The organism is Mycobacterium sp. DHQP2018-32-09, assembly GCF_058148405.1.
The window spans coordinates 78,697-99,395 of sequence record NZ_JBYVYK010000016.1; the positions used below are offsets into that span (position 1 = coordinate 78,697).

Sequence of the window (20,699 nt, forward strand, 5' to 3'; positions counted from 1 at the left end):
CGTCAACGGATGTCGACGGCTCCTGGCCGACCATCGTTCCCGGCGGCTCCAGTGCCCGGCCACGCTCACACGTCAGCGCGGTCGCCACGTCGCCGGGTCGATCCGTCCGCCGTACACCGGGAGGTCGATGGGCGCGTCGCCGTCGACGAAGTGCGCCCACGGCCGCGTCACGTCGGCCGTCCCGAACGTGCGGGTGCGGCGCACCTCGTCGAGGTCGATGGTCGCCGCGAGCACCGCCTGCTCCGCACCGACGGCGGCGGCCAGGATGCGGCCCTGGGGATCCACCAGCAGGCTGCGGCCCTGACCGCGGGGGCCCGCGGCGTTCACACTCGCCACGAACACCTGGTTGACGATCGCATTCGCTTGCGCCAGAACCACTTCCTGCGCCCGGTCGCCGGTGGGTGTGAGCACGACGTTGAGCAGCAGCTCGGCACCCATCCACGTCAGCTGCCTGGCGACCTCGGGAAACCAGGCGTCGTAACACACGGTGAGACCGACCGTGCCCGCCCCGTCGTCCGTGCCCACCGGGAACGTGACGAACTCCGCCCCCGGCTGCACCTTCTCGAACGGTCGCCACGGGAAGATCTTGCGGTAGGCGGCCGCGCGCCGGCCCGCCGCGTCGAACACGGCCATGGTGTTGAAGATCCGGCCCGATGCGTCGCGCTCGAGGATGCTGCCCGGCGCGATCCACACCCCGAGTTCGGCCGCCAACGCGGCGACGGCCGTGCACGTCGGGCCGTCGAGCGCCTCGGCGTGGCGCGCCACCCCGTCCGCATCGGTCGGATCGAGGGCGCCCAGCAGGTGATGTTCCGGGAACACGAACAGCGTCGTGTGCGGGTACTGCCGCCGTAGGGCCCGCATCCGCTGCTCGAAGGCGTCGAACGACGCGACGGCATCGTCCTGGACGAGGGCGAGGGACAGTTCGCGTGCCATCGGCAGCCTTTCTGAACTAAATTTAGTTAGGAACCTACGGACCGATCCCGCACACTGTCAACGACCAGGGAGGCGTCATGGCGCGCAAGGGCAAGGCGGCGATCGTCGACGCCGGGCGGGCGGCATTGATCGAGCGCGGGATCGCCCGGCTCCGGCTTGCGGACGTCGCGGGCGCGGCGGGCGTCACCCCACCGGGCGTGCTCTACCACTACCCGGACATGCCCGCCCTCTTCGACGAGGCCTTCGACGTCTCGGCCGAGGAGTACTGCGGCGCGCGCCGGCGTGCCGTCGAGCGGCACGACGAGCCCGCGCAGCGGCTGCGGGCCTGCATCGCCAGCGGGGTGCCGCACACGCCGAGCCAACGTGACACCACCCGCCTGCTCATCGAACTGCAGCCCTACGTCCTGCGGGCACCCGGGCAGGCGCCGCGCTGGCAGCAGTTCGTCGCCCGCCAGGTCGACATCTACGCCGACGTCCTCGACGACGGCGCCGCCCGCGGGGCGTTCGTCCTCGCCGATGACGCGCGCGCGATCGGCGAGGACCTCGTCATGCTCGAAGACGGCTTCGCCGGCTCGGTCCTGGCCGGTACGCGCAGCGCGGACTACGTCGAGACGCGGCTGTGGGCGTTCGCCGCGACGGCGTGCTCGCTGGGCTGAGCAGCAGGCGCCTGCCCCGGCTGCGGCTCGGGCACCAGCAGCACCGGCACGGAGGTATGGGCCGCAACGGCTCCCGCCACGCTGCCGTGCAGATGACCGATGAGTCCGCTGCGCCGGTGCGGTGCCATCACGATCGCGCTGGCCCCGTACTGCTCGGCGGTGGCGACGATGCCCTTCCAGGTCGGCGCCGCCTCGACCGCGAGGCTGCACGATTCGAATCCGGCCGCCCGTGCCAGCTCCGCGCCGTGTGCCGCGGTGCGCTCGGCGGCGTGGCGGACCGCACTGGCTCGATCGACGTCGAGGTGCCCGTCGTCGACGGGTGTGAAGCCCACGTCGACGGGCTGCCACACGCACACCACGACGGCGTCGCGACGACCCGAGAGTTGTTCTGCGGCTTCGGAGATGGCGTGAGCCGCGCGCTGGGAACCGTCGTAGGCGATGACGACCGGGCCCTCGGCGGTGGTGCGGGGTGCCGCGACGGCCGCTGCGGTCGACGACGGTGCGGGCGGGGTGGCGTCGACGCCGCGGCGCAGCAGGGCCAACAGGGGCGGGGAGTACCAGGCCGGGGCGTCACCGTCGAGGAACTCGTCGAGATCGGGCGTGCTGGGCCGCGCACCGCTGAGCAGGTAGACCGCCACGCCGAACACGGCGCCGGCGATCGAGAGTCCGAAGCCCACCCACAGCGCGGTGATGGTGCCACCGAGCAGATCGCCTCCCGCCGTGGCGAAGTGGACGAAGATCGGGGCCACCATGAACGCCGCGACGGCGCGCAGTAGTTCGATGATGGCGAAGACGCGCTGCAGGCTGTTCGACTGCAACGAGAAGCCCGCGACGAACAGTGCGGGGGCCACCGTCGCCCCGAGCGCCAGACCCGTCAGCCCCGCCCCGATGAGCGCCAGCGGTTGGTTGGCGGGCAGCGCGTAGCGGAACACCACGATGCCGGCCGCCAGCAGCGCCAGGCCGACCAGCGGCAGATAGTGCATGGCCCGGCGGGTGATGACGGCGCCGAACACGAACGCCATGACGACGGCGCCGCCGAGTTCCGGCAGGTACAGCAGGCCGACGTGCACCGGGCCGTAGGTCTGCAGGAACACCGCGGCCGTCAGCGCGGTCGCGGCCACCGAAGCCGCCGCGGCGAACAGTGCGACGCCGACGCCGGCGACCGGGATGGCGCTGGTGAGCATGGTGCGGATCGTGAGAAGCGGCCGTGCGGAGCGGAATTGGTAGACGATCAACGCGACGATGAGCGCCAGACCGCCGAACATCGGCACCGTCACCGCCAGGTCGCCGAAGTCGTGGCTGGTGAGTTGTGCGGCGCCGACGAACGCGGCCGTACAGCCCACCGCGGCGAGCGCGATGGCCGTCAGGTCGCGCGGCGCGTCGCGGTCGGCAGGAGGCGCGTCCTCGAACGTCAGGATCGCGAGAAGCAATGCCACCGTGGCGATTCCGGCCACGATCCAGAACAGTGGCCGCCAGGCCTGCGCCTCGGCCTGCACGCCCCCGATGAACGGTCCCAACGCCACCGCGCCGAACACGCACATGTTCATGATGACGGCCGTGTTGCGCAGTTTGTCCCGGGGGAAGCCGATGGTCAGCGGGGGAGCGGCGGCGATCAGCAGCATGCTGGTGGCCAGACCCTGAAGGACGTGTCCGACGATGAACGTGGTCCCGTTCGGCGCGGCCGCGGCCACCACGGAACCGACGACGAGCAGCACCGCGTACGCCAGCAGCATCCGACGCTGCGGAAGGTGCTGGGCGAACTGCACGGCCAGCACGGTGCCGACGGCGTACGCGGCGTTGCCCAGCCCCGAACTCAGCGTCATGGTCTGCTCGGTCATCCCCAGCTGCCGGGTGATGATCGGCACCAGGGGATCGATGGCGGCTGACAGCGCAAGGTAGGGGATGAGGGCGAACGTGACCATGGCGGCCACTGCCGGATATCGGCCGGCCAAGGGGCCCTGGCGCATCAGATGGTCCTCGGGGCTGGTCGGGAGCTGCGGGCTGCTCGATCGGGATGGGACACGATGCCGCCAACGTTACCTGTGCTAACTATATTCCCGCGCAACGAGGTGACCCTGGTCACCATCGGCCGACGCGAAATCGTTGGCGCCGATCGGGTTTGGCTGCGGGGCCGGTGGTAAATCCCATCGCCATGACGTTCAGCCGCACGATTCGACGACCGTACCGAGATGCCTCGACCCTCCTCGTCCTCGGCGCCGCCGCCCTGATGTTCGGCGCGGCACCGATCGCCTCCGCGGATCCCTCCGATGCCGGCAGCTCCGTGACGCAGACCTCGTCGCCCTCGCCCTGCCAGTCCTCGACCGGCGCCGGCGGCGGTTCCGACGAATGCGCCGACATCTCTCCCGGCGGTCCCGGCTACAACGGCGTCGACCCCCGCGGCTGAGAGCGCGTGCCTTGCGGCCCCGGTGAAACTCATTCGCCGGGGCCGCCCTTCGCCCCTTACCCTGGTTAGCCACACGAACTAACTGGGAGACTTCATGACCACCGAGGCGGCGACCAGCCGGCGGGCCCCGGCCAGCGCCACCGTCATCATCGCGATCCTGGTGGGCTCGGCCTTCGTCATGATCCTCAACGAGACGATCATGAGCGTCGCGCTGCCGGCCCTCATCGTCGACCTCTCCGTGGCCGCCAGCACCGCGCAATGGCTGACCAGTGGCTTCCTGCTCACGATGGCCGTGGTCATCCCGATGTCCGGATCGTTGATGCAGCGGTTCCCCGTCCGGGGCATCTACCTGGCGTCGATGTCGCTGTTCTGCCTGGGCACCTTGGTGTGCGCGATGTCGCCGGGTTTCGCGATGCTGCTCGCCGGGCGCGTCGTGCAGGCGTGTGGCACGGCGGTCATGGTGCCGCTGCTGATGACCTCGGTGATGACGCTCATCCCGGCCGAGCGCCGCGGCCAGACGATGGGCACCATCTCGATCGTGATCGCGGTGGCCCCGGCCGTCGGACCGACCCTGTCGGGCTTCATCCTCGGCGCGCTGGATTGGCGCTGGATGTTCTGGTTGGTGCTACCGATCGCCGCGGCGGCCCTCGCGGCGGGGGCGACATGGCTGCACGTCGCCGCCGAACGTGCGACGCCGACCCCCATCGACGCCGCGTCGGTCCCGCTGTCGGCAGTCGCGTTCGCAGGGTTGGTGTACGGGCTGACGCTCGTCGGAGAATCCGATCACGGCGGCCAGGGCATCGCCGCCTGGGTGCCGCTGTCCGTCGGCGCCGTCGCGATGGTGGCCTTCGGCGCACGCCAGGTGTGGCTGCAGCGGCGCGACCGGGCCTTCCTGGATCTTCGGCCGTTCGCGCATCGCCGCTTCACCGTGTCGCTGGTACTGGTGATCCTCGGCTTCATGGCGCTGTTCGGCGCCATCATCATGCTGCCGCTGTACGTGCAGGACGTGCTGCGGCAGAGTGCGCTCGTCGCCGGCGTGGTCAGCCTGCCCGGCGGCATCCTGATGGGCCTGGCGGGTCCCCTGGTCGGCCGGATCTACGATCGCCACGGCGCCCGACTGCTGGTGGTCCCGGGTTCGCTGCTGCTGTGCGGGGCGCTGTGGGGCTATGCGACGCTGACGGCGACCTCGCCCATCTGGGAGATCATCGGCCTGATGACGGTCATGATGCTCGGGCTGTCGATGATGTTCACGCCGTTGATGACCGACGCCCTCGCCGCGCTCCCGGACCGGCTGTACTCACACGGCAGCGCCATCCTGACGACGCTGCAGCAGGTGGCAGGCGCCGCCGGTACCGCGTTGTTCATCACCGTCATGACGAAGGCGTCGGCATCCGGGGGTGCCCCGGACCTGCCGGGGGTGCGGGCGGCCTTCACGGTCGCCGCGGTGATCGGCGTGGTGGTGGTCGTCGTCGGGCTCTTCACGGGACGCCGGCCACTTCCCGCAGGCGGGACGCCAGTGCACTGATCTCCGCGGCGGGCACCCCCGCGCTTCACTAGGGTCCCTGGCATGGAGTTCGACGAGTACCGCACGTACGACGCCACCGGTCTGGCGGGCCTGGTCGCCGACAAGCAGGTGTCGGCAGCCGAATTGCTCGCCGTGGCGCGGGCCCGGGCCCAACGGGTCAACCCGTCCATCAACGCCATCGTGCGCGACGTCCCGGCGGCGCCGGCCGACGACGCCGCGGGGCCGTTCGCCGGAGTGCCCTTCCTCCTCAAGGATCTCGCGCAGGACTACGCGGGGCAGCCCACCTCCGGGGGATCGCGATCGCTGCGTGCGATGCCCGTCGCCGAGCACGCGACCGTGGTGCGCCGCTGGCTCGACGCCGGCTTGGTGATCTTCGGCAAGACCAACTGCCCGGAGTTCGGCGCCAAGGGCATCACCGAGCCCACGGTCTGGGGTCCGGCGCGCAACCCCTGGAACCTGCAACGCACCCCCGGCGGCTCGTCGGGCGGTTCGGCCGCCGCGGTGGCGGCGGGCATCGTGCCCTGCGCCGGCGCGAACGACGGTGGCGGGTCGACGCGCATCCCCGCGGCATGCTGCGGGCTGGTGGGTCTCAAACCCGGCCGCGGGTTGACGCCGATGGGGCCGGCCAGCGCCGAGTTCATGCACGGGGCCGCAGTGCAGGGCGTGGTGTCACGGTCGGTGCGCGACACGGCCGCGATGTTCGACGTGATGTGCGGAGGCGAACCGTGGGGGCCGTACGTGCCTGCGATGCCCGCGACGTCGTTCACCTCGGCGCTGGAACGCGAACCGGGACCGCTGCGCATCGGGGTGCGCGTGCCCTCGGCCATCACGCCGACGCCGCATCCCGAGGCCCGCGCCGCCGTCGACACCGCGGCACGCGTGCTGACCGACCTCGGCCACCACGTGGAGGAGTTGCCGCAGGCGCCGTTCGACGACGCGACGCTGGCCAAGGACTTCCTGCTGACGTGGTTCGTCTACATCGCCTGGCAGGTGGATCAGGCCAAGAAGCTCACCGGCGCGGGCGACGACGCGTTCGAACGCGACACGTTGATCATGGCCGCGCTGGGACGGGCGACCAGCGGCCTGGACTACGTCGACGCCGTCGAGCGGCGCCACGAACACACCCGCAGGCTCACGACGTTCTTCGACTCCTACGACCTGCTGCTGACGCCGACGCTGGCCACCCCGCCCCCGCGGGTCGGCGAGTTCGACCTGCCGGTGTCCCTGCAGCGGGCGGCCGACCTGTTGCTCCGGACGCGCACGGCGAAGGTGTTGAGCCACACCAGGATCGTCGACGACATGGTCGACAAGAACCTCGGCTGGGTGCCCTATACCCAGCTGGCGAACGTGACGGGCAGGCCCGCCATCTCGCTGCCGCTGCACTGGACGGCCGACGGGTTGCCGCTGGGCGTGCAGTTCGTGGCACCGCTGGCAGGCGAACCGCTGTTGATCTCCCTTGCCGCGCAACTGGAACGCGCACTGCCGTGGTTCGATCGGGTGGCACCGCTCTAGCTAGCGGGGTGCACCGCGCGGTCGGGTGCGGCACTGGCATCATGGCCGTCGTGTCAGAGTCGACGTCGCACCGTCTCCGGGTGGGCTGCGTGTACCGCCCCCAGGTCGCGCCCGAGCGACTCGCTGCCACGGCCCGTGCCGCCGATGCCGCAGGCGTCGACGAGTTGTGGTTGTGGGAGGACTGCTTCCTGACCGGCGGCGTCGCCACCGCCGCCCTCGCGCTGTCCCACAGTGACCGCCTCACCGTCGGGGTGGGCGTGCTGCCCGTGCCGATGCGCAACGTCGCGCTCACCGCCATGGAGATCGCGACGTTGGCGCGGGCGTTTCCCGGCAGGGTGCGCGTCGGCGTGGGCCATGGGGTCCAGGAGTGGATGGGCCAGATCGGCGCGAAGGTCGCCTCGCCGATGACGCTGCTGCGCGAGTACCTGTCGTGTCTGCGCGCACTGCTGGCGGGCGAGCGGGTGACGTTCGACGGGCGCTACGTGCACCTCGACGACGTCGCGCTGGACTGGCCGGCCCCGTACGGTACCGAATTACTCTGTGCCGCAACGAGTCCCAAGACGCTGCGACTGAGCGGCGAACTGGCCAACGGTACCGTGATCTCCGGCGGGACGTCGCCGGACGTGCTGCGCGCGGCGCTCGCGCACGTGCGCGAGGGACGGCGCGAGGCACCGACCGAGCGATGGGGTGTGGCCGCCGCGCCGCACTCGGTGGTGGCCTACGTTCCCTGCACCACCGGTCCCACCGCGCACGACGACCTGGCCGCCGAGATCGCCTTCTGGGGCTTCGATCCCGCGACCGACGTGGGGGTGGCGGGCGACGCCGACGCCGTTGCCGCGGGTGCGCGCCGCTGGGTGGACGCCGGCGCCGACACGATCGTGCTGCAGCCCACCGCCACCGCGGACGTCGAGGACTTCGTCGCGTTCGTCGGCGAGCGCGTGGCGCCGACGATGAAGGCCCAGGCTCAGGTCCAGGCCCAGGCTCACGCACGTGGCGACAACCCCATGCGCCCCAACGGCTGAGCCAGGTCTTCGTCAGATGCCGGCCGGCGCAGTGCCCGTCTGGCAGCAGGTGGCCTGCGAGGTGAGCCAGGTCGCGACGTCGAGCGCCCGCGAGGCCATGTCCCCGTCCACCGGTGCGGGGATGGCGGACGAGCGCTCCACGAGAGACCGCAGCGGCTGTACGCCGACGTCGAGCGCCGAGGGCACCGCGGGGGCCGGTGGCAGGCGATCAGCGCTCTGGCCCACCACCACGGTCACCTGCTGGACGACGTCGTCCGCGCGCCAGGTCCAGTCGAGGGCGTACCAGGGGCCGTCAACGGTGGTGGCGCCGTGCGCCGCGCGCGTGTCGCGGGGCAGGCCCGGGGCGTCGACGGGCACGTGCTCGACGGCGCCCGACGTGGGGTAGGAGATCGCGACGCCGATGCCGTCGAGCAGTTCGAGGGTTGGCACGGTGAGCACGTCGATCGCCGCGGCGGGCAGGCCGAAGTAGGCGGGCACCTCGTAGCGACGCAGGGTGCCCGCGGGCCCGATGAGCGCCGTCACGGCGGGGTAGTCGGCGACGGGTCGTTCGAGACCCGCCAGCGTGATCCACTCGGCGGCAGCAGAATCCACGACGAGGGCCGGCTTCGGGGGCGAGTCGACGGCACCGCACAGCACGGCGAGCACGGCCAGGGTGACCAGCGAGGCGCGCGAGGTGTGCCCCGGGGAACGCCGGGCGGGTGCGAAGGTGCGGGGACGTCGCCCGCCCACGCGCGCGACCAGCGTGACCAGGGTGACCGTGGCCAGCGGGAACAACGCACCCACGACGAACACCATCCAGGGCAGTGGCGCTCGCACCGCGGTGAGCGCGACGACCGCGCCGCTGGATGCCACGGCGTTGCCCATGGTCGCGAGGATGCGGTCGCGTGGTGGCGCGGTCCGGGTGGCGAGGTGCACGGCGGTGGTGGCCAGGATCGCGGTCACCATGGCGGTGGTGGCGTCGGATCCGCCGACCGCGGCCGCAGCCAACAGGTAGGGCACAGGGGTGGCACAGGCCAGTGCGAACGCCCAGACGTCCCAGGTTCGCGCGACGTAGCGGACGCCGAACAGCACCGCCATGGCCATCGCGAAGTACACCGGGGGCAGCAGGCGATCGACGTGCCAGAGCACCGCCATGGCCGGCGAACGGTGATGCAGCACGGCGATGCCGGTACACACCGGGACCCCGAGCAGGATGGCCAGGATCCAGTCGGAGCGGGAATCGCGGACGTCCACGGCAGCACGGGTGCGCAGGCCGACGACGACCAGCAGGACCAGCAGCGGTGCCACGACGACGTAGGCGGTGCGGGAGCCGGCCAGGGCGTCGCCGACGGCGGCGACGTAGGTCGGTGCGGACGCGACGGCGGTGAGCGCGGCGGCGGTGGCCAGCCGTGGCCAGAAACCGAAACGCTCGCGCCGGAGGTGGCGTCGCGGCAGCGGGACGTGCGTTGCGGCATGCGGCCCGACGGCCCCGACGGCCCCGACGGCCCCGACGGCTAGGTCGGTCATGGTGCGCTCCTCGACACGTCGTCGCCGCTGCGGGCATGGTGGTCGCATGCGGTGGCGCCGACAGCTAATTTGACGATTCCGTAAGAGCGCCCCTCGGTGAACATTCTGCATACTTTCGGCCCCGTTGTGAAACCACGTCCGTACCAAAAGTATGTGACGTGCATCACTATTACATTGGTGTAGTTTGCCGGCGCGGCGCCAACGCCGTTCGCGTTCCCGGTGGGTACGTCCCTAAATCCGCAGGTGAACAGCGTGCTCGCATCTCGACCGTGCGGTTGGCCGGCCGCCGAGCCGTCGGCGCGAAGATTGCCAGTCCGCGCCGAGCGTGCGTCGCGAACGTGATCGGCGGGCCGGGTCGCACCGTCGTGCGGTAAATCGGACCGCGGTCCACAAGCGTGGTCCACACGCCTGTGAAGCCTGGCTAGCGGTCGCGGGCCGCCACGCGCGACGTCCGTCGTCGGCGCTCTCGCGGATCGCGCCGCGTTCGTGACCGTGTCGACCCGCGTCGACGACGCGGCGCCGGTAGCCTGCCGCTCATGACACCGACCGGCCGCCGCCTGGACCGTGGTGCCCGGATCGCGGTGGTCTTCGTCGTCATCGCGATCGTGATGGCCTGCAGCGTCGGCGGGTTCCTGGCGAGTCGCTCGTTCACCCAGCAGACGTCGGCCCCCTTCGGCACCCCCGATTCCGACGGCCCCGACGTGGTGTCGCTGGACATGTTCATCACCCAGATCGACGTGCACAACCAGACGATGACGGCGGAGCTGGAGTTGGAGGACGGTCCGCTCGGCGGCCTCGGTGACGGGCTCACCGAGAACATCACGGTCGAGACCAACGCGCTGCGGTCGAGCGTCACCAAGTTCGCCAAGGGTGACCTGTTCCAGACCGTGATCCAGGACTTCGCGCTCAACGGCGGCATCACCGACTTCCCGTTCGACCGGTACAAGTCCTTTCCGTCCATCCAGGTCCTCGGCCCGGACGGCCAACCCCTGCCGCTGGAGGTGTCGGTCGCCAACATCGACGCGTTCTTCGCGGTGACGCCGGGCCTGGCGCCCGAGCAGGGCTGGCTGAACCTCGCCGTCGACGCCCGCCGCAGCGTGCCGACGATCGTGTTCGGCGTGTTCGTCATGGTGCTGATGCTGGGATTGGCCGCCTCGGCGGCGGTCGTCGCGTTCTACGTCGTGCGTACCCGCCAGGGCGTGGTGTACGGCGCGTACTCCGTGATGGGCGCGCTGTTGTTCGCCATGGTGCCGCTGCGCAACGCGGTTCCCGGCAATCCGCCCATCGGCTCGCTGATCGACTTCGCCGCATTCTTCATCGCCGAGGCGGTGATCGCGGTCTCGCTCATCACCAGCGTCGTCGTCGGGTACCGCCACCAGGTCGCCGCCGACTCGGGCTAACTCGCGTGCGGCGTCCTCGGCGTCACGTGCTTCGACCAGCCCGATGCGCACCGCAGCGTGCACGCCGCCGCCAGCACGCCGACGCCCGCCAGCATCTGGGGATAACCGACGTAGTGCGCCAGGGCGGCGAGCACGGCAGGCAGCAGGAAGCCGACGTAGGCCAACGAGTAGTAGACGCCCGACATCCCCGCCAGCTCGTGTGGCTCGGCGATCCGCTGGATCTCCAACAGGCCCGAGACGACGGCGATCCCGTATGCGCTGCCCAGCAGCATCGCGACGGCCAGGGCGAGGATCGGCGAGCGCACGACGGCGGTGGCGACGGCGGCGAACACCCCGACGGTGACGAGCGCCATCGACACCACGATCGCGCGGGCACTCGAACGGTCGTCGAGCCGCCGCGCGATCGGTTGCACGGCGACGCCGCACGCCAGCGTCAGCACCGTGAGCCCGGCGGTATACGGCAAGGCCCACGGGCCCAGCCGATCCGCGACCAGGGAGGGGATGATCGCGTAGGCGACCGCCGCGGAGCCGAAGATCCACGGCGCCATGGGGACCACGACGCGGGTGAAACGGGGATGCGCGGCGGCGGGCACCGCGAGGCGGCGCAACAGCCCGCGGGCAGGCGCCACGCGCTGGGTGTCGACGGTGCGCCGACACACCGCCCACAGTGCGGGCACGCACGCGGCCGCCTGCACCAGGTAGGTGAGCACCAGGGGCAGCGGTGCGAACGTCGCGAGCAGCCCGGCGCACAGCGGGCCGAAGCCCAATCCGAGGGTCAGGGCCATCGACGCGCGGCGGGCGCCGGCCCCGGGGGCGGGGCCGCCGTACGGCGGCGTCGACAGTTCGATGATCCAGGCCGACCCCACGGCCATGGCGATGCCGACCGCGACTCCGCTGAGCATGCGACCTGCGAACAGGGGACCGAACCCCCACACGTCGCCGGCCGCGATGACGAGGCTGCCCAGGGCCGAACTGACGAGCCCGACCACCGTCACCCGCCTGCGGCCGTGCCGGTCGGAGAACGCCGACGCCACGAGCAGGCCGGGGATCAACCCCAGCACGTAGGCGCCCAGCAGGACGTCGACGTCCACGCGGGTGTAACCGCCGTGCTGGGCGTAGGCGACGAGCAGCGGCGTGAACTGGTTGCCACCCCAGCCCATGCAGAACATGGCGACGCCCACGGCCAGCCACGGACTCAGCCGCCGTGGCCGCAGCCGTCGGCGCCGCGCGGCTGCGGGAGGGCTCGTCAGCACGTCGGTCATCGCAGGTGCACCCGGTAGGTGGTTTCGAGGTGCGCGACCAGCAGCGCCTCGAAGGTGGGCAGGTCCCGGCGGTCGATGGCCTCGGCCAGCCGACCGTGTTCGTCGACGAGCCGAGCGTGGCGGTGGGCGTCGGCGGCGACGGCGTTGAGCATCAGCCGCTGCCGATCGTGCAGGGCGCCGTAGAACCGGCGCGCCAGGGCGTTTCCCGCGTGATCGACGATGCGTCGGTGGAACGCCGCGTCGGCTGCTGCGAAGGCGGTGGCGTCGCCTGCACTGCGGCGCTGCTCCTCGACGAGGTCCTCGAGTTCGGCGGACAACCGCGCGACGGCGTCGGGGTCGTGGCACAGCCGCCGGACCGCTGCGGTCTCCAGCGCCAGGCGCATCTCGAGGACGTCGACGGCGTCGCCGGGATCCACCGGCACCACCACGGCGCCGCGGCGGGGTTGCAGGTCCAGCAGGTCCTCGGCCGCCAGGCGCAGGAAGGCCTCGTGCACGGGGGTGCGGCTGACGCCGAGCCGACCGGCCACCTCGACCTCGCTGAGCAGTTGGCCGCCCCGGAGTTCGCCGGCCAGGATCTGCTCCTTGGTCAGCGCGTAGGCGCGCTGCGCCGACGACGAGTCGTGAAGTGCCACGACCGCGACGATACGCCTTGCATGCAAGGTTGCATGCAAGCTGTCACGAGCATCACGCCCGGCCCCGTGCCCGCAGCAGGCAGCCGCCCGCAGCGACCAGCGCCGCACCCCAGCCCACCGTGCGCGCCAGCGCGATGGTGGGCGCGATGTCGGCCGGCGCCGGCGGGCGGCCGTGTCCCATCAGCGCCCGATGCTCGGTGCGGTTGCCGTAGTAGGTGTTGGTTCCCCCCAGTCGGATGCCCAGGGCCCCGGCCACGCTCGCCTCGATCACCCCGGCATTGGGGGAGGGGTGGCCCGCGGCGTCGCGCCGCCATGCCGTCACCGCGCCCGCCCGGTCCGGGCCTGCGGCCACCGTGAGCAGCCCGGCCAGCCGCGAACCCGGCAGGCCGACGAGGTCGTCGCACCGCGCGGCCGCCCACCCGAACCGCTCGTACCGGTCGCTGTGGTGCCCGACCATCGCGTCGAGCGTGTTGACGGCGCGGTGGCCGAGCAGGCCCGGTACGCCGGCGACGGCACCCCACACGTACGACGTCACCACGGCGTCGCTGCAGTTCTCGGCGACGGACTCGATGACGGCGCGGGCCACCTCGTCGGCGCTCAGGTTCGAGGTGTCGCGGCCGACGAGGTTGCGCACCTGCCGCCGCGCGCCGGGGAGATCGTCGGCGGTCAGCAGGTCCGACACGGCCTGTGCCTCGCGCTCCAGCGACCGGCCGCCCAGTACGCACCACGTCGCCACGGCGGTCACCGCGATCCGGGTGGCCGGTCGTCGGATGTGCCGCTCGACGGCCCAGGCCGCCGCGGTGACGCCGCCGACCAGCACGACCTCGAAGACGATGCCGCGGCGCCGACTGTCGGCGTAGGTCGCTCGCTCGAGTGCCGCTGCGGCACGGCCGAATCCGGCGACCGGATGCCCTCGGCGCGGGTCGCCGAACGCGCGGTCGGCGACGTGACCGAGCAGCAGTCCCGCGGCGCGCGCGGTCAGCGGGTGCACGGTGGGCCGGCGGATCGTCGGCCGGAACCTAGGATGACGGCGTGCGGATTCTGGTCACCGGCGGAGTGCGGTCGGGCAAGTCGAAGCACGCCGAGGCGTTGCTGGCCGGGGCCGACGGTGTCACCTACGTCGCACCGGGTCGCGCCGCCGACGGCACCGACCCGGATTGGGACGCCCGCGTCGCGGGACACCGCGCTCGGCGGCCGTCGACGTGGCGCACCGTGGAGACGGCCGACGTCGCCGCGGCGGTCGCCGCCGCGGAGCGCGCGGTGCTGGTGGACTGCCTCGGCACCTGGGTGGTGGCGGTGCTCGACGGCCTCGGACTGTGGGACGAACCCGCGCAGCGGTGCGCGGCCGCCGTGGAGCAGCGATTGAACACGTTGTGCGAGGCCTTGATTCGCGTGCCGGACGCCGTGGTGGTGACCAACGAGGTGGGCCTGGGCGTGGTCCCGTCGCACCGCTCGGGGGTGGTGTTCCGCGATCTGTTGGGCGTGGTCAACCAGCGCGTCGCCGAGGTGTGCGACGAGGTGCACCTGGTCATCGCGGGCCGCGTGCTGACGCTCTAGGGCGCGCCTCACCATTCCGCGCCTCACCATTCCGCGCCTCACCATTCGATGCCCCGCTGGCCCTTCTGTCCGGCGTCCATGGGGTGTTTCACCTTGCCCATCTCGGTGACGAGGTCGGCGATCTCCACCAGGGCGGGGTCGGCGTTGCGTCCCGTGATCACCACGTGCTGGTGGCCGGGCCGCTCGGCGAGCGTGGTCACCACGTCGGCGACGTCGATCCAGCCCCACGTCATCGGATAGGTGAACTCGTCGAGCACGTAGAGGTCGTGGGTCTGCTCGGCCAGCCTGCGCTTGATCTCCTGCCAGCCCTCGACGGCCGCGGCCGCGTGGTCGGCCTCGGTGCCGGCCTTGCGCGTCCACGACCACCCCGAGCCCATCTTGTGCCACTCGACCGGCCCACCTTCGCCCGTCTGCGCGTGCAGGGCGCCGAGGCGCTCCAGCACCGTCTGCTCGCCGATGCGCCACTTGGCCGACTTGACGAACTGGAACACCCCGATGCGGAACCCCTGGTTCCAGCCGCGCAGCGCCAGCCCGAACGCGGCCGTCGACTTCCCCTTGCCGTCGCCGGTGTGCACGACCACCAGCGGCCGGTTGCGCCGCTGTCGCGTGGTGAGCTTGTCGTCGGGTACCTCGGTGGGTAGGCCGCGGGGCATGTCAGGCCGCTCCGTTCACGATGTCGGTGAGTGCCTGGGCGTCCACGCGGGCCAGCGGGACGTGTTCGGCACCAAGGTGTTCGGCCAGCGTGCGGGCCAAACCCAAACGCATGCGCCCACTTTCGCAGTCCACGACCACCGCCGCGACGTGGTCGCGTGCCAGCCTCGCGGCGGCTGCCTGGGAGCGGGCGACGGCGTCGCCGCCCGCCGTCGCGCGCCCGTCGGTCACGACGACCAGCAGCGGTCGACGGCCGGGGTCCCGCAGCCGTTCGCGACGCACCACGTCGGCCGCGCACAGCAGCCCCTCGGCCAACGGCGTGCGGCCGCCCGCGGGCAGGTCGTCGAGCCGCCGGGCCGCCGCGTCGATCGAACGGGTGGGAGGCAGGGCGACGTCGGCTCCGACGTCGCGAAACGTCACCAGGCCCACGGTGTCCCGGCGGCGGTAGGCGTCGAGCAGCAGCGACATGATGGCGGTCTTCACCTGTCGCATGCGCTCGCGGGCCGCCATGGACCCCGAGGCGTCGACGACGAACAGCACCAGGTTGGCCTCGCGGCCCTCGCGCACCGCGCGCCGCAAATCCTCGGGGCGCAGGAGCACCCGGCCCCCGGTGCGGCCCCGCGCCCACTGCCGCGGCGCCGCGGCGCGCACGGTCTCGACCAGGTGTACCCCGGTGCCCTCGCCGGCCACCGGGGTGGCCCCGGTGCGGCGGCCCGACGACGTGCGGGCCCGGCTGCGCCGGCCTGCCTGTCCGCTGCCGACGCCGGCCACCGTGAACAAGCGCGTGCGATAGGGGTCGGATGCGGGGACCGCGGGTGGTTCGGATGCGCCCGATTCGGCTGTGCCGCCGGTAGTTCGGTCGTCCTGCGGCGAATCGGCACCCGGTGGCGCCGGGGTCGGTTCGCCACCGCCGGGACCGTCCGGATCGTCGGGACCCTCGGGGCCCTCGGGACCCTCGTCGGGGTCGGGCGGGGAGTCGGGCGGCAGCAGGTCGTCGAGTTCACCGTCGTCGAGACCCGGGGTGTCGAACGGGTTGCGGCGGCGGCGGTGCGGGAGCGCCAGCCGCGCCGCCACCCGCAGGTCGTCGGCCGTCACCGCCTCCCGGCCCTGCCAGGCGGCGTGGGCGGCCGCGGTGCGGGCCATCACGATGTCGGCCCGCATGCCGTCCACGCCGAAGGCCGCACACACCTCGGCGATCTTGAGCAGGGCGGCGTCGGTCATCGTGACGCCGGCCACGCCGGCGCTCGCCGCGGCGATCCGCACGCGCAAGCGGTGCTCGGCGTCGGCCCAGCCGGCGCGGAATGCCGCGGGGTCGGCGTCGAAGGCCAGTCGGCGACGCACCACCTCGGCGCGCAGCGCGGGGTCTCGCGGTGCGGCGACCTCGACGGTGAGCCCGAAGCGGTCGAGCAACTGCGGGCGGAGCTCGCCCTCCTCGGGGTTCATGGTGCCGACGAGCACGAATCGTGCGTCGTGCGTGACGGATACGTTGTCGCGCTCCACGGTGAGGCGGCCCATCGCGGCGGCGTCGAGCAGCAGGTCGACCAGGTGGTCGTGCAGCAGGTTCACCTCGTCGACGTAGAGGATCCCGCGGTGCGCCTTGGCCAGCAGGCCCGGTTCGAAGTCGACGGCGCCGTCGCGCAGGGCGCGCTCGAGGTGGAGCGAGCCCGCAACGCGATCCTCGGTGGCGCCGACCGGGAGTTCGACCAAACGCACCGGCCTGGTCTCGACGACGGCGTCGGGGCCGAACGGGCCATCGGGGGACGAGGCGCCGCCCCTGGCCGGGTCGGTGGAGAACCGGTCGCCCGCGAACACCTGGATGTCGGGTAGCACGTCGGCCAGGGCGCGCACCAGCGTCGACTTGGCCGTGCCCTTCTCGCCGCGGACCAGCACGCCGCCGATGGCGGGATCGATGGCGGACAACACCAGCGCCAAGGCCATGTCGTCGAGGCCGCCTGGCGCGTCGGGATCGCCCCCGACGACCGCGGGGAAGGGATAGGACTGGCCCATGGGCTGCTTACGCTAGCACCGTCGTCACGGGGCCGGTCGGCGCGCCGTGTACCGCTCGGGGTGCACGACGTCGGCCAGTCGATCGCGGCCGCGCCAGCCGTGGCGTTGCAGGTCCGGCACGTCGGGAAGCGTGGCGACGTGCCCGACGCACAGCCATGCCACCGGTCGCACGTGCGCGGGGAAGCCGACCAGCTCCCGCAGGAAGTCCTCGCGGTAGAACGAAACCCACCCCACCCCAAGGCCTTCCGCGGTGGCCGCGAGCCACAGGTTCTGGATGGCGCACACCACGGAGTACAGCCCGGCATCGGGGATGGCGTGCCTGCCGAGAATCTGCGGGCCGCCGCGGTGGGGGTCGTACCCGACGACGATGCCGAGCCCCGATTCGCGAATGCCCTCGATCTTGATCGTGGCGAACGTCTCGGCGCGCTCGCCGTGCAGGCCCGCGGCGAACACCGCGCGCTCGGCGGCGACGTGGTCACCGAAGGCGGTCAACGTCGACTCCGACCGCACCAGGACGAAGTCCCAGGGTTGCGACATGCCGACCGAGGGCGCGGCGTGGGCGGCCGCGAGCACGCGTTCCAGCGTGGCCTCGTCGACCGGGGCGCCGGTGAATTCGCGGCGGGTGTCGCGGCGGCGGAACACCACGTCGTAGAGGTCGGTGGACGGGCTCATGGCAGCCCCAGGTGGGAGCGGTCGCGGTGCGGGTCGTAGAGGTGGCTGTCACCGGCGCAAGGGTCGGCCGATTCGGCGAGCGCGCGCCCGACGAGGATCACCGCGGCCTGGCGCAGGCCCGCGGACTCGACCTTCTCGGCGATGTCGCCGACACTGCCGCGCAGCACCACCTCGTCCGGCTGCGACGCGCGGTAGACGACCACGACGGGGCAGTGCGCGCCGTGCGTGGGCGTCAGCTCGGCCATCAGCTCACGGGTCCTGGTGATCGCCAGGTGCAGCACCAGCGTGGCACCGGTGGCCGCGAACGCCGTGAGGCTCTCGGCGTCCGGCATCGCCGTCGAGCGCTGCTGCGTGCGGGTCAGCACCACCGACTGCGTGACCAGGGGGACCGTCAGCTCGCGACCGACCCGCGCCGCCGCGGCGGCGTAGGCCGGGACGCCCGGTGTCACGGTCCACGGCACGCCCTCGGCGTCCAGGCGGCGGGTCTGCTCGTGCAGCGCGCTGTAGATCGACGGGTCCCCGGACACCAGCCGCACGACGGCCTGCCCGCTGCGGTGCGCGGTGACCATCGCGGTGGTGATGGCGTCGAGGTCGAGGCGCTGGGTGTCGATGAAATTGGCCGTGGCCGAACAGTTCTCCAGGACCTCGGCGGCCAGATAGGTGCCGGGGTAGAGCACGACGTCGGCGGTGGCGAGCAAGCGTGTGGCGCGCACCGTCAACAGGTCGGCGGCGCCTGGCCCGGCGCCCACGAACTGGACCGGTGGGACCTCGGGCATCCCTGCATCATCCCCTGCGCGGGGCATCGGCCCGCGACGGGCCCTGGAACGCGGGGCCGACGAAGCGTTCGACGACCTCCCGCTCCACGCGTCCGTCCTCGAAGGGCCAGCACGTCAAGGCGAGGATGACCCTGACGATCCATTGACCGGCCTGCCGGTCCCCGGGCACGCCGACGAGTTCTGCACCCAGATCGGCGAACACGTGCGTCTCCGTGACCCAGCCCATCTGGTCGGCGCCGCGAAGGGCGGCGGTCACGAGCCGTCCCAGCGGATCCGTCCGGGTGTACTCGAGGCCGAGCAGGATCGCGCTGACGACGCGCTCGCGGCCGCTGACCCCGTCGACCTCGGCTCGCACTCGGGTGACGATGCGCTGCGCGGCGCGTGCGACGACGACGTCGCGAATCTGGCGCTTGCCTCCCACGTGCCGGTACACCGTCGCCCGAGAGCAGTGCACCCGCGCCGCGAGCACGTCGACGTCGAGCCCCTCGTAACCCCGGCGCGCCATCAATTCCGTCGCAGCCGCGTAGATCTTCTCGGCTGCAGCGGTGCGCCGATCGCCCACCAGCCAGTCGCGCGACACCATGCGTCGTCCCCTTGCGCCTCGACGCTCACGATTCGCAGCGTGAGACGGATGCGGCACAACGTATCAAGCAGGGCTGCTGGTCGACGGCCGATCACGAGACGTCGCGTCCCACGACCACACGTGTGGGCGATGTCGACTTCGCACCGTTCGTTGACGCCTTGGCCCGAGACGGTCGACCCTTCGGAGGTGGCGATCATCGACGGTGGGCTCGGGCTTCGTCTCCTCGACGACGACTGCATCCAGGATCCCGCCCCCTTGTACGCGGGGATGCATGCGACCGGGATGGTGCACCCCATCGGCGACACCGATTGCCACGCCGTCTCCGGCTGCTCTGCGATCGAGGAGGTCCTCGCGCGACCCGGAGACTTCTCGTCGAACCTCACCGCGACGCTCGTGCGGTCCCGCGACGGTACGGTCGGCACCTTCGCCATGGACGGGCTCGGCGGTGCCACGCACGTGCTGGCCACCGCCGACGACCCCGCGCACGCGACGCACCGCAAGCTGCTGATCCCGCAGCTCGCCGCTCGGCGGATCAAGGCGTTGGGACCGCTGGTGCAGGATCTCGACGAATCACTGTGGCGCAACGGATTCGAGCCGCAGTCGATCGAGTGGATGTCCACCGTGGCGAATCGCCTGCCGATGATGATCGTCGCCAGGCTGATGGGGTTTCCCGACGACGACGTCGACCAGCTGGTTGCCTGGGGATACGCCAGTACCCAACTGCTGGAGGGATTGTCGGGTCCGGACGACCTGGCCGCCGCAAGCGCGGCCGTGGGGGAACTCGCCGGCTACGCCGCCGATCATCTCGAACGCGCCACCGCATCGCCCGGTGACGACCTGCTCGGCGACCTGGCCCGCGCCTGCCGGTCGGGGGTCATCGACACCCTGACCGCCCAGATCATGCTGATCACGCTGTTCAGCGCGGGTGGGGAGTCCACGGCATCGTTGCTCGGGTCGGCCGCGCACGTCCTCGCCACGCGCGCGGACGTACAACGTGCGGTGCGCACCGATCCCGGCCTTCTCGGTGCGTTCCTCGAGGAGGTGTTGCGTGTCGAGCCGCCATTCCGCGGCCACTACCGGCACGTCGTCGCCGACTGCGTTCTGGCGGGCGTCCCGCTGGCCGCGGGTGAGCGACTGCTGCTGCTGTGGGGGGCGGCGAACCGCGATCCCGCACGCTTCGACCGGCCCGACGACTTTCGGCTCGACCGTGCGGGCGGCAAGGGGCACCTCGGCTTCGGCAAGGGGGTGCACTTCTGCGTGGGTGCGGCGCTGGCGCGAATGGAGGCGACCATCGTCATCGGAGGGCTGCTTCGACGCACCCGGTGGTTGTCGGCCGAGCACGTCGGACCGTGGTTGCCCAGCCTGCTCGTGCGTCGCCTGTCGTCTCTTCGTCTGATCGTCGACGTCGGGTGAGGCTCGACCAGTCGCCGTGATCGGGTTGCCGAGAGGTGGAATCCGCCGTGCATCGAGCACCCGGATGTGTCGGTGGTCGAATGTATGTTCGAGTCGTGGGGTTGGGTGAGGTTCGGGTGGCGGTGGCGGGGTTGCGGGCCGCGTTCGCCGGCTGCGACCTGGACACCGTGACCCTCGACGAGGTGTTC

19 protein-coding genes are annotated in these 20,699 nt (G+C 72.0%); 8 read left to right on the plus strand and 11 right to left on the minus strand.

The features are described 5' to 3' along the window. Positions 1-72: 72 nt before the first annotated feature. Complete coding sequence (locus tag AC30CM_RS10335; protein WP_490116769.1) at positions 73-933, minus strand: carbon-nitrogen hydrolase family protein; 861 nt, start codon at positions 931-933, stop codon at positions 73-75. 77 nt (positions 934-1,010) lie between these two features. On the opposite strand from AC30CM_RS10335, the gene AC30CM_RS10340 reads away from it, so the two are divergent. After that, entirely contained in the window at positions 1,011-1,589 is a 579-nt protein-coding gene (locus AC30CM_RS10340; RefSeq protein WP_490116770.1) for a TetR/AcrR family transcriptional regulator, read from the plus strand. Here AC30CM_RS10340 and AC30CM_RS10345 read toward each other — a convergent pair. Further along, positions 1,535-3,556 carry an MFS transporter gene (locus tag AC30CM_RS10345; RefSeq protein ID WP_490116771.1) on the minus strand — a complete coding sequence of 674 codons (2,022 nt, stop codon included), beginning with the start codon at positions 3,554-3,556 and terminating at the stop codon, positions 1,535-1,537. The genes AC30CM_RS10340 and AC30CM_RS10345 overlap by 55 nt on opposite strands. Positions 3,557-3,741: 185 nt before the next feature. Between AC30CM_RS10345 and AC30CM_RS10350 the strand changes: the two genes are divergently transcribed. From AC30CM_RS10350 to AC30CM_RS10365, 4 genes are all read left to right on the plus strand, one after another. Beyond that, the gene (locus AC30CM_RS10350) at positions 3,742-3,993 is read left to right on the plus strand and encodes a hypothetical protein (protein ID WP_490116772.1); all 252 of its coding nucleotides are present in this window, start codon (positions 3,742-3,744) and stop codon (positions 3,991-3,993) included. A gap of 94 nt (positions 3,994-4,087) precedes the next feature. Continuing rightward, positions 4,088-5,518, plus strand: a complete 1,431-nt coding sequence (locus AC30CM_RS10355; RefSeq protein ID WP_490116773.1) for an MDR family MFS transporter — start codon at positions 4,088-4,090, stop codon at positions 5,516-5,518. A 42-nt stretch (positions 5,519-5,560) separates the two neighbouring features. Further along, positions 5,561-7,030, plus strand: a complete 1,470-nt coding sequence (locus AC30CM_RS10360; RefSeq protein ID WP_490116774.1) for an amidase — start codon at positions 5,561-5,563, stop codon at positions 7,028-7,030. Positions 7,031-7,071: 41 nt separating this feature from the next. Next, a complete protein-coding gene (locus tag AC30CM_RS10365; RefSeq protein ID WP_490116775.1) occupies positions 7,072-8,052 on the plus strand; it encodes an LLM class flavin-dependent oxidoreductase in 981 nt (326 codons plus the stop codon). Positions 8,053-8,064: 12 nt separating this feature from the next. Here AC30CM_RS10365 and AC30CM_RS10370 read toward each other — a convergent pair whose 3' ends face one another. Further along, positions 8,065-9,558: a hypothetical protein gene (locus tag AC30CM_RS10370; RefSeq protein ID WP_490116776.1), complete on the minus strand. Its 1,494-nt coding sequence runs from the start codon at positions 9,556-9,558 to the stop codon at positions 8,065-8,067. A gap of 536 nt (positions 9,559-10,094) precedes the next feature. Here AC30CM_RS10370 and AC30CM_RS10375 point away from each other — a divergent pair. Then, complete coding sequence (locus AC30CM_RS10375; RefSeq protein ID WP_490116777.1) at positions 10,095-10,958, plus strand: DUF8686 domain-containing protein; 864 nt, start codon at positions 10,095-10,097, stop codon at positions 10,956-10,958. Here AC30CM_RS10375 and AC30CM_RS10380 read toward each other — a convergent pair. Genes AC30CM_RS10380 through AC30CM_RS10390 form a run of 3 tightly spaced genes read right to left on the minus strand, consistent with a single transcriptional unit; the run spans position 10,955 to position 13,834 of the window. Next, positions 10,955-12,220, minus strand: coding sequence for an MFS transporter (locus AC30CM_RS10380; RefSeq protein ID WP_490116778.1), 1,266 nt, complete (start codon positions 12,218-12,220; stop codon positions 10,955-10,957). The two genes, AC30CM_RS10375 and AC30CM_RS10380, sit on opposite strands and share 4 nt — an antisense overlap. Continuing rightward, complete coding sequence (locus AC30CM_RS10385) at positions 12,217-12,852, minus strand: GntR family transcriptional regulator (protein ID WP_490116779.1); 636 nt, start codon at positions 12,850-12,852, stop codon at positions 12,217-12,219. Before AC30CM_RS10385 ends, AC30CM_RS10380 begins: the two co-directional genes overlap by 4 nt. 52 nt (positions 12,853-12,904) lie before the next feature. Then, positions 12,905-13,834 carry a cobalamin biosynthesis protein gene (locus tag AC30CM_RS10390; protein ID WP_490116789.1) on the minus strand — a complete coding sequence of 310 codons (930 nt, stop codon included), beginning with the start codon at positions 13,832-13,834 and terminating at the stop codon, positions 12,905-12,907. 50 nt (positions 13,835-13,884) lie between these two features. Between AC30CM_RS10390 and AC30CM_RS10395 the strand changes: the two genes are divergently transcribed. Beyond that, the gene (locus AC30CM_RS10395) at positions 13,885-14,409 is read left to right on the plus strand and encodes a bifunctional adenosylcobinamide kinase/adenosylcobinamide-phosphate guanylyltransferase (RefSeq protein ID WP_490116780.1); all 525 of its coding nucleotides are present in this window, start codon (positions 13,885-13,887) and stop codon (positions 14,407-14,409) included. A gap of 38 nt (positions 14,410-14,447) precedes the next feature. Here AC30CM_RS10395 and cobO read toward each other — a convergent pair whose 3' ends face one another. From cobO to AC30CM_RS10420, 5 genes are read right to left on the minus strand one after another with little or no spacing between them, the layout of a single operon-like run. Next, on the minus strand, positions 14,448-15,062 hold the full coding sequence (gene cobO / locus AC30CM_RS10400; protein ID WP_490116781.1) for a cob(I)yrinic acid a,c-diamide adenosyltransferase: 615 nt from the start codon (positions 15,060-15,062) through the stop codon (positions 14,448-14,450). Position 15,063: 1 nt separating this feature from the next. Then, positions 15,064-17,067, minus strand: coding sequence for a VWA domain-containing protein (locus tag AC30CM_RS10405; protein ID WP_490116782.1), 2,004 nt, complete (start codon positions 17,065-17,067; stop codon positions 15,064-15,066). A 24-nt stretch (positions 17,068-17,091) separates the two neighbouring features. Then, complete coding sequence (bluB, locus tag AC30CM_RS10410) at positions 17,092-17,739, minus strand: 5,6-dimethylbenzimidazole synthase (protein WP_490116783.1); 648 nt, start codon at positions 17,737-17,739, stop codon at positions 17,092-17,094. Next, entirely contained in the window at positions 17,736-18,515 is a 780-nt protein-coding gene (gene cobM, locus AC30CM_RS10415; protein WP_490116784.1) for a precorrin-4 C(11)-methyltransferase, read from the minus strand. Before cobM ends, bluB begins: the two co-directional genes overlap by 4 nt. A gap of 7 nt (positions 18,516-18,522) precedes the next feature. Then, a complete protein-coding gene (locus AC30CM_RS10420; protein ID WP_490116785.1) occupies positions 18,523-19,098 on the minus strand; it encodes a TetR/AcrR family transcriptional regulator in 576 nt (191 codons plus the stop codon). 186 nt (positions 19,099-19,284) lie between these two features. On the opposite strand from AC30CM_RS10420, the gene AC30CM_RS10425 reads away from it, so the two are divergent. After that, positions 19,285-20,511, plus strand: a complete 1,227-nt coding sequence (locus AC30CM_RS10425) for a cytochrome P450 (RefSeq protein ID WP_490116786.1) — start codon at positions 19,285-19,287, stop codon at positions 20,509-20,511. Positions 20,512-20,699 lie beyond the last annotated feature (188 nt).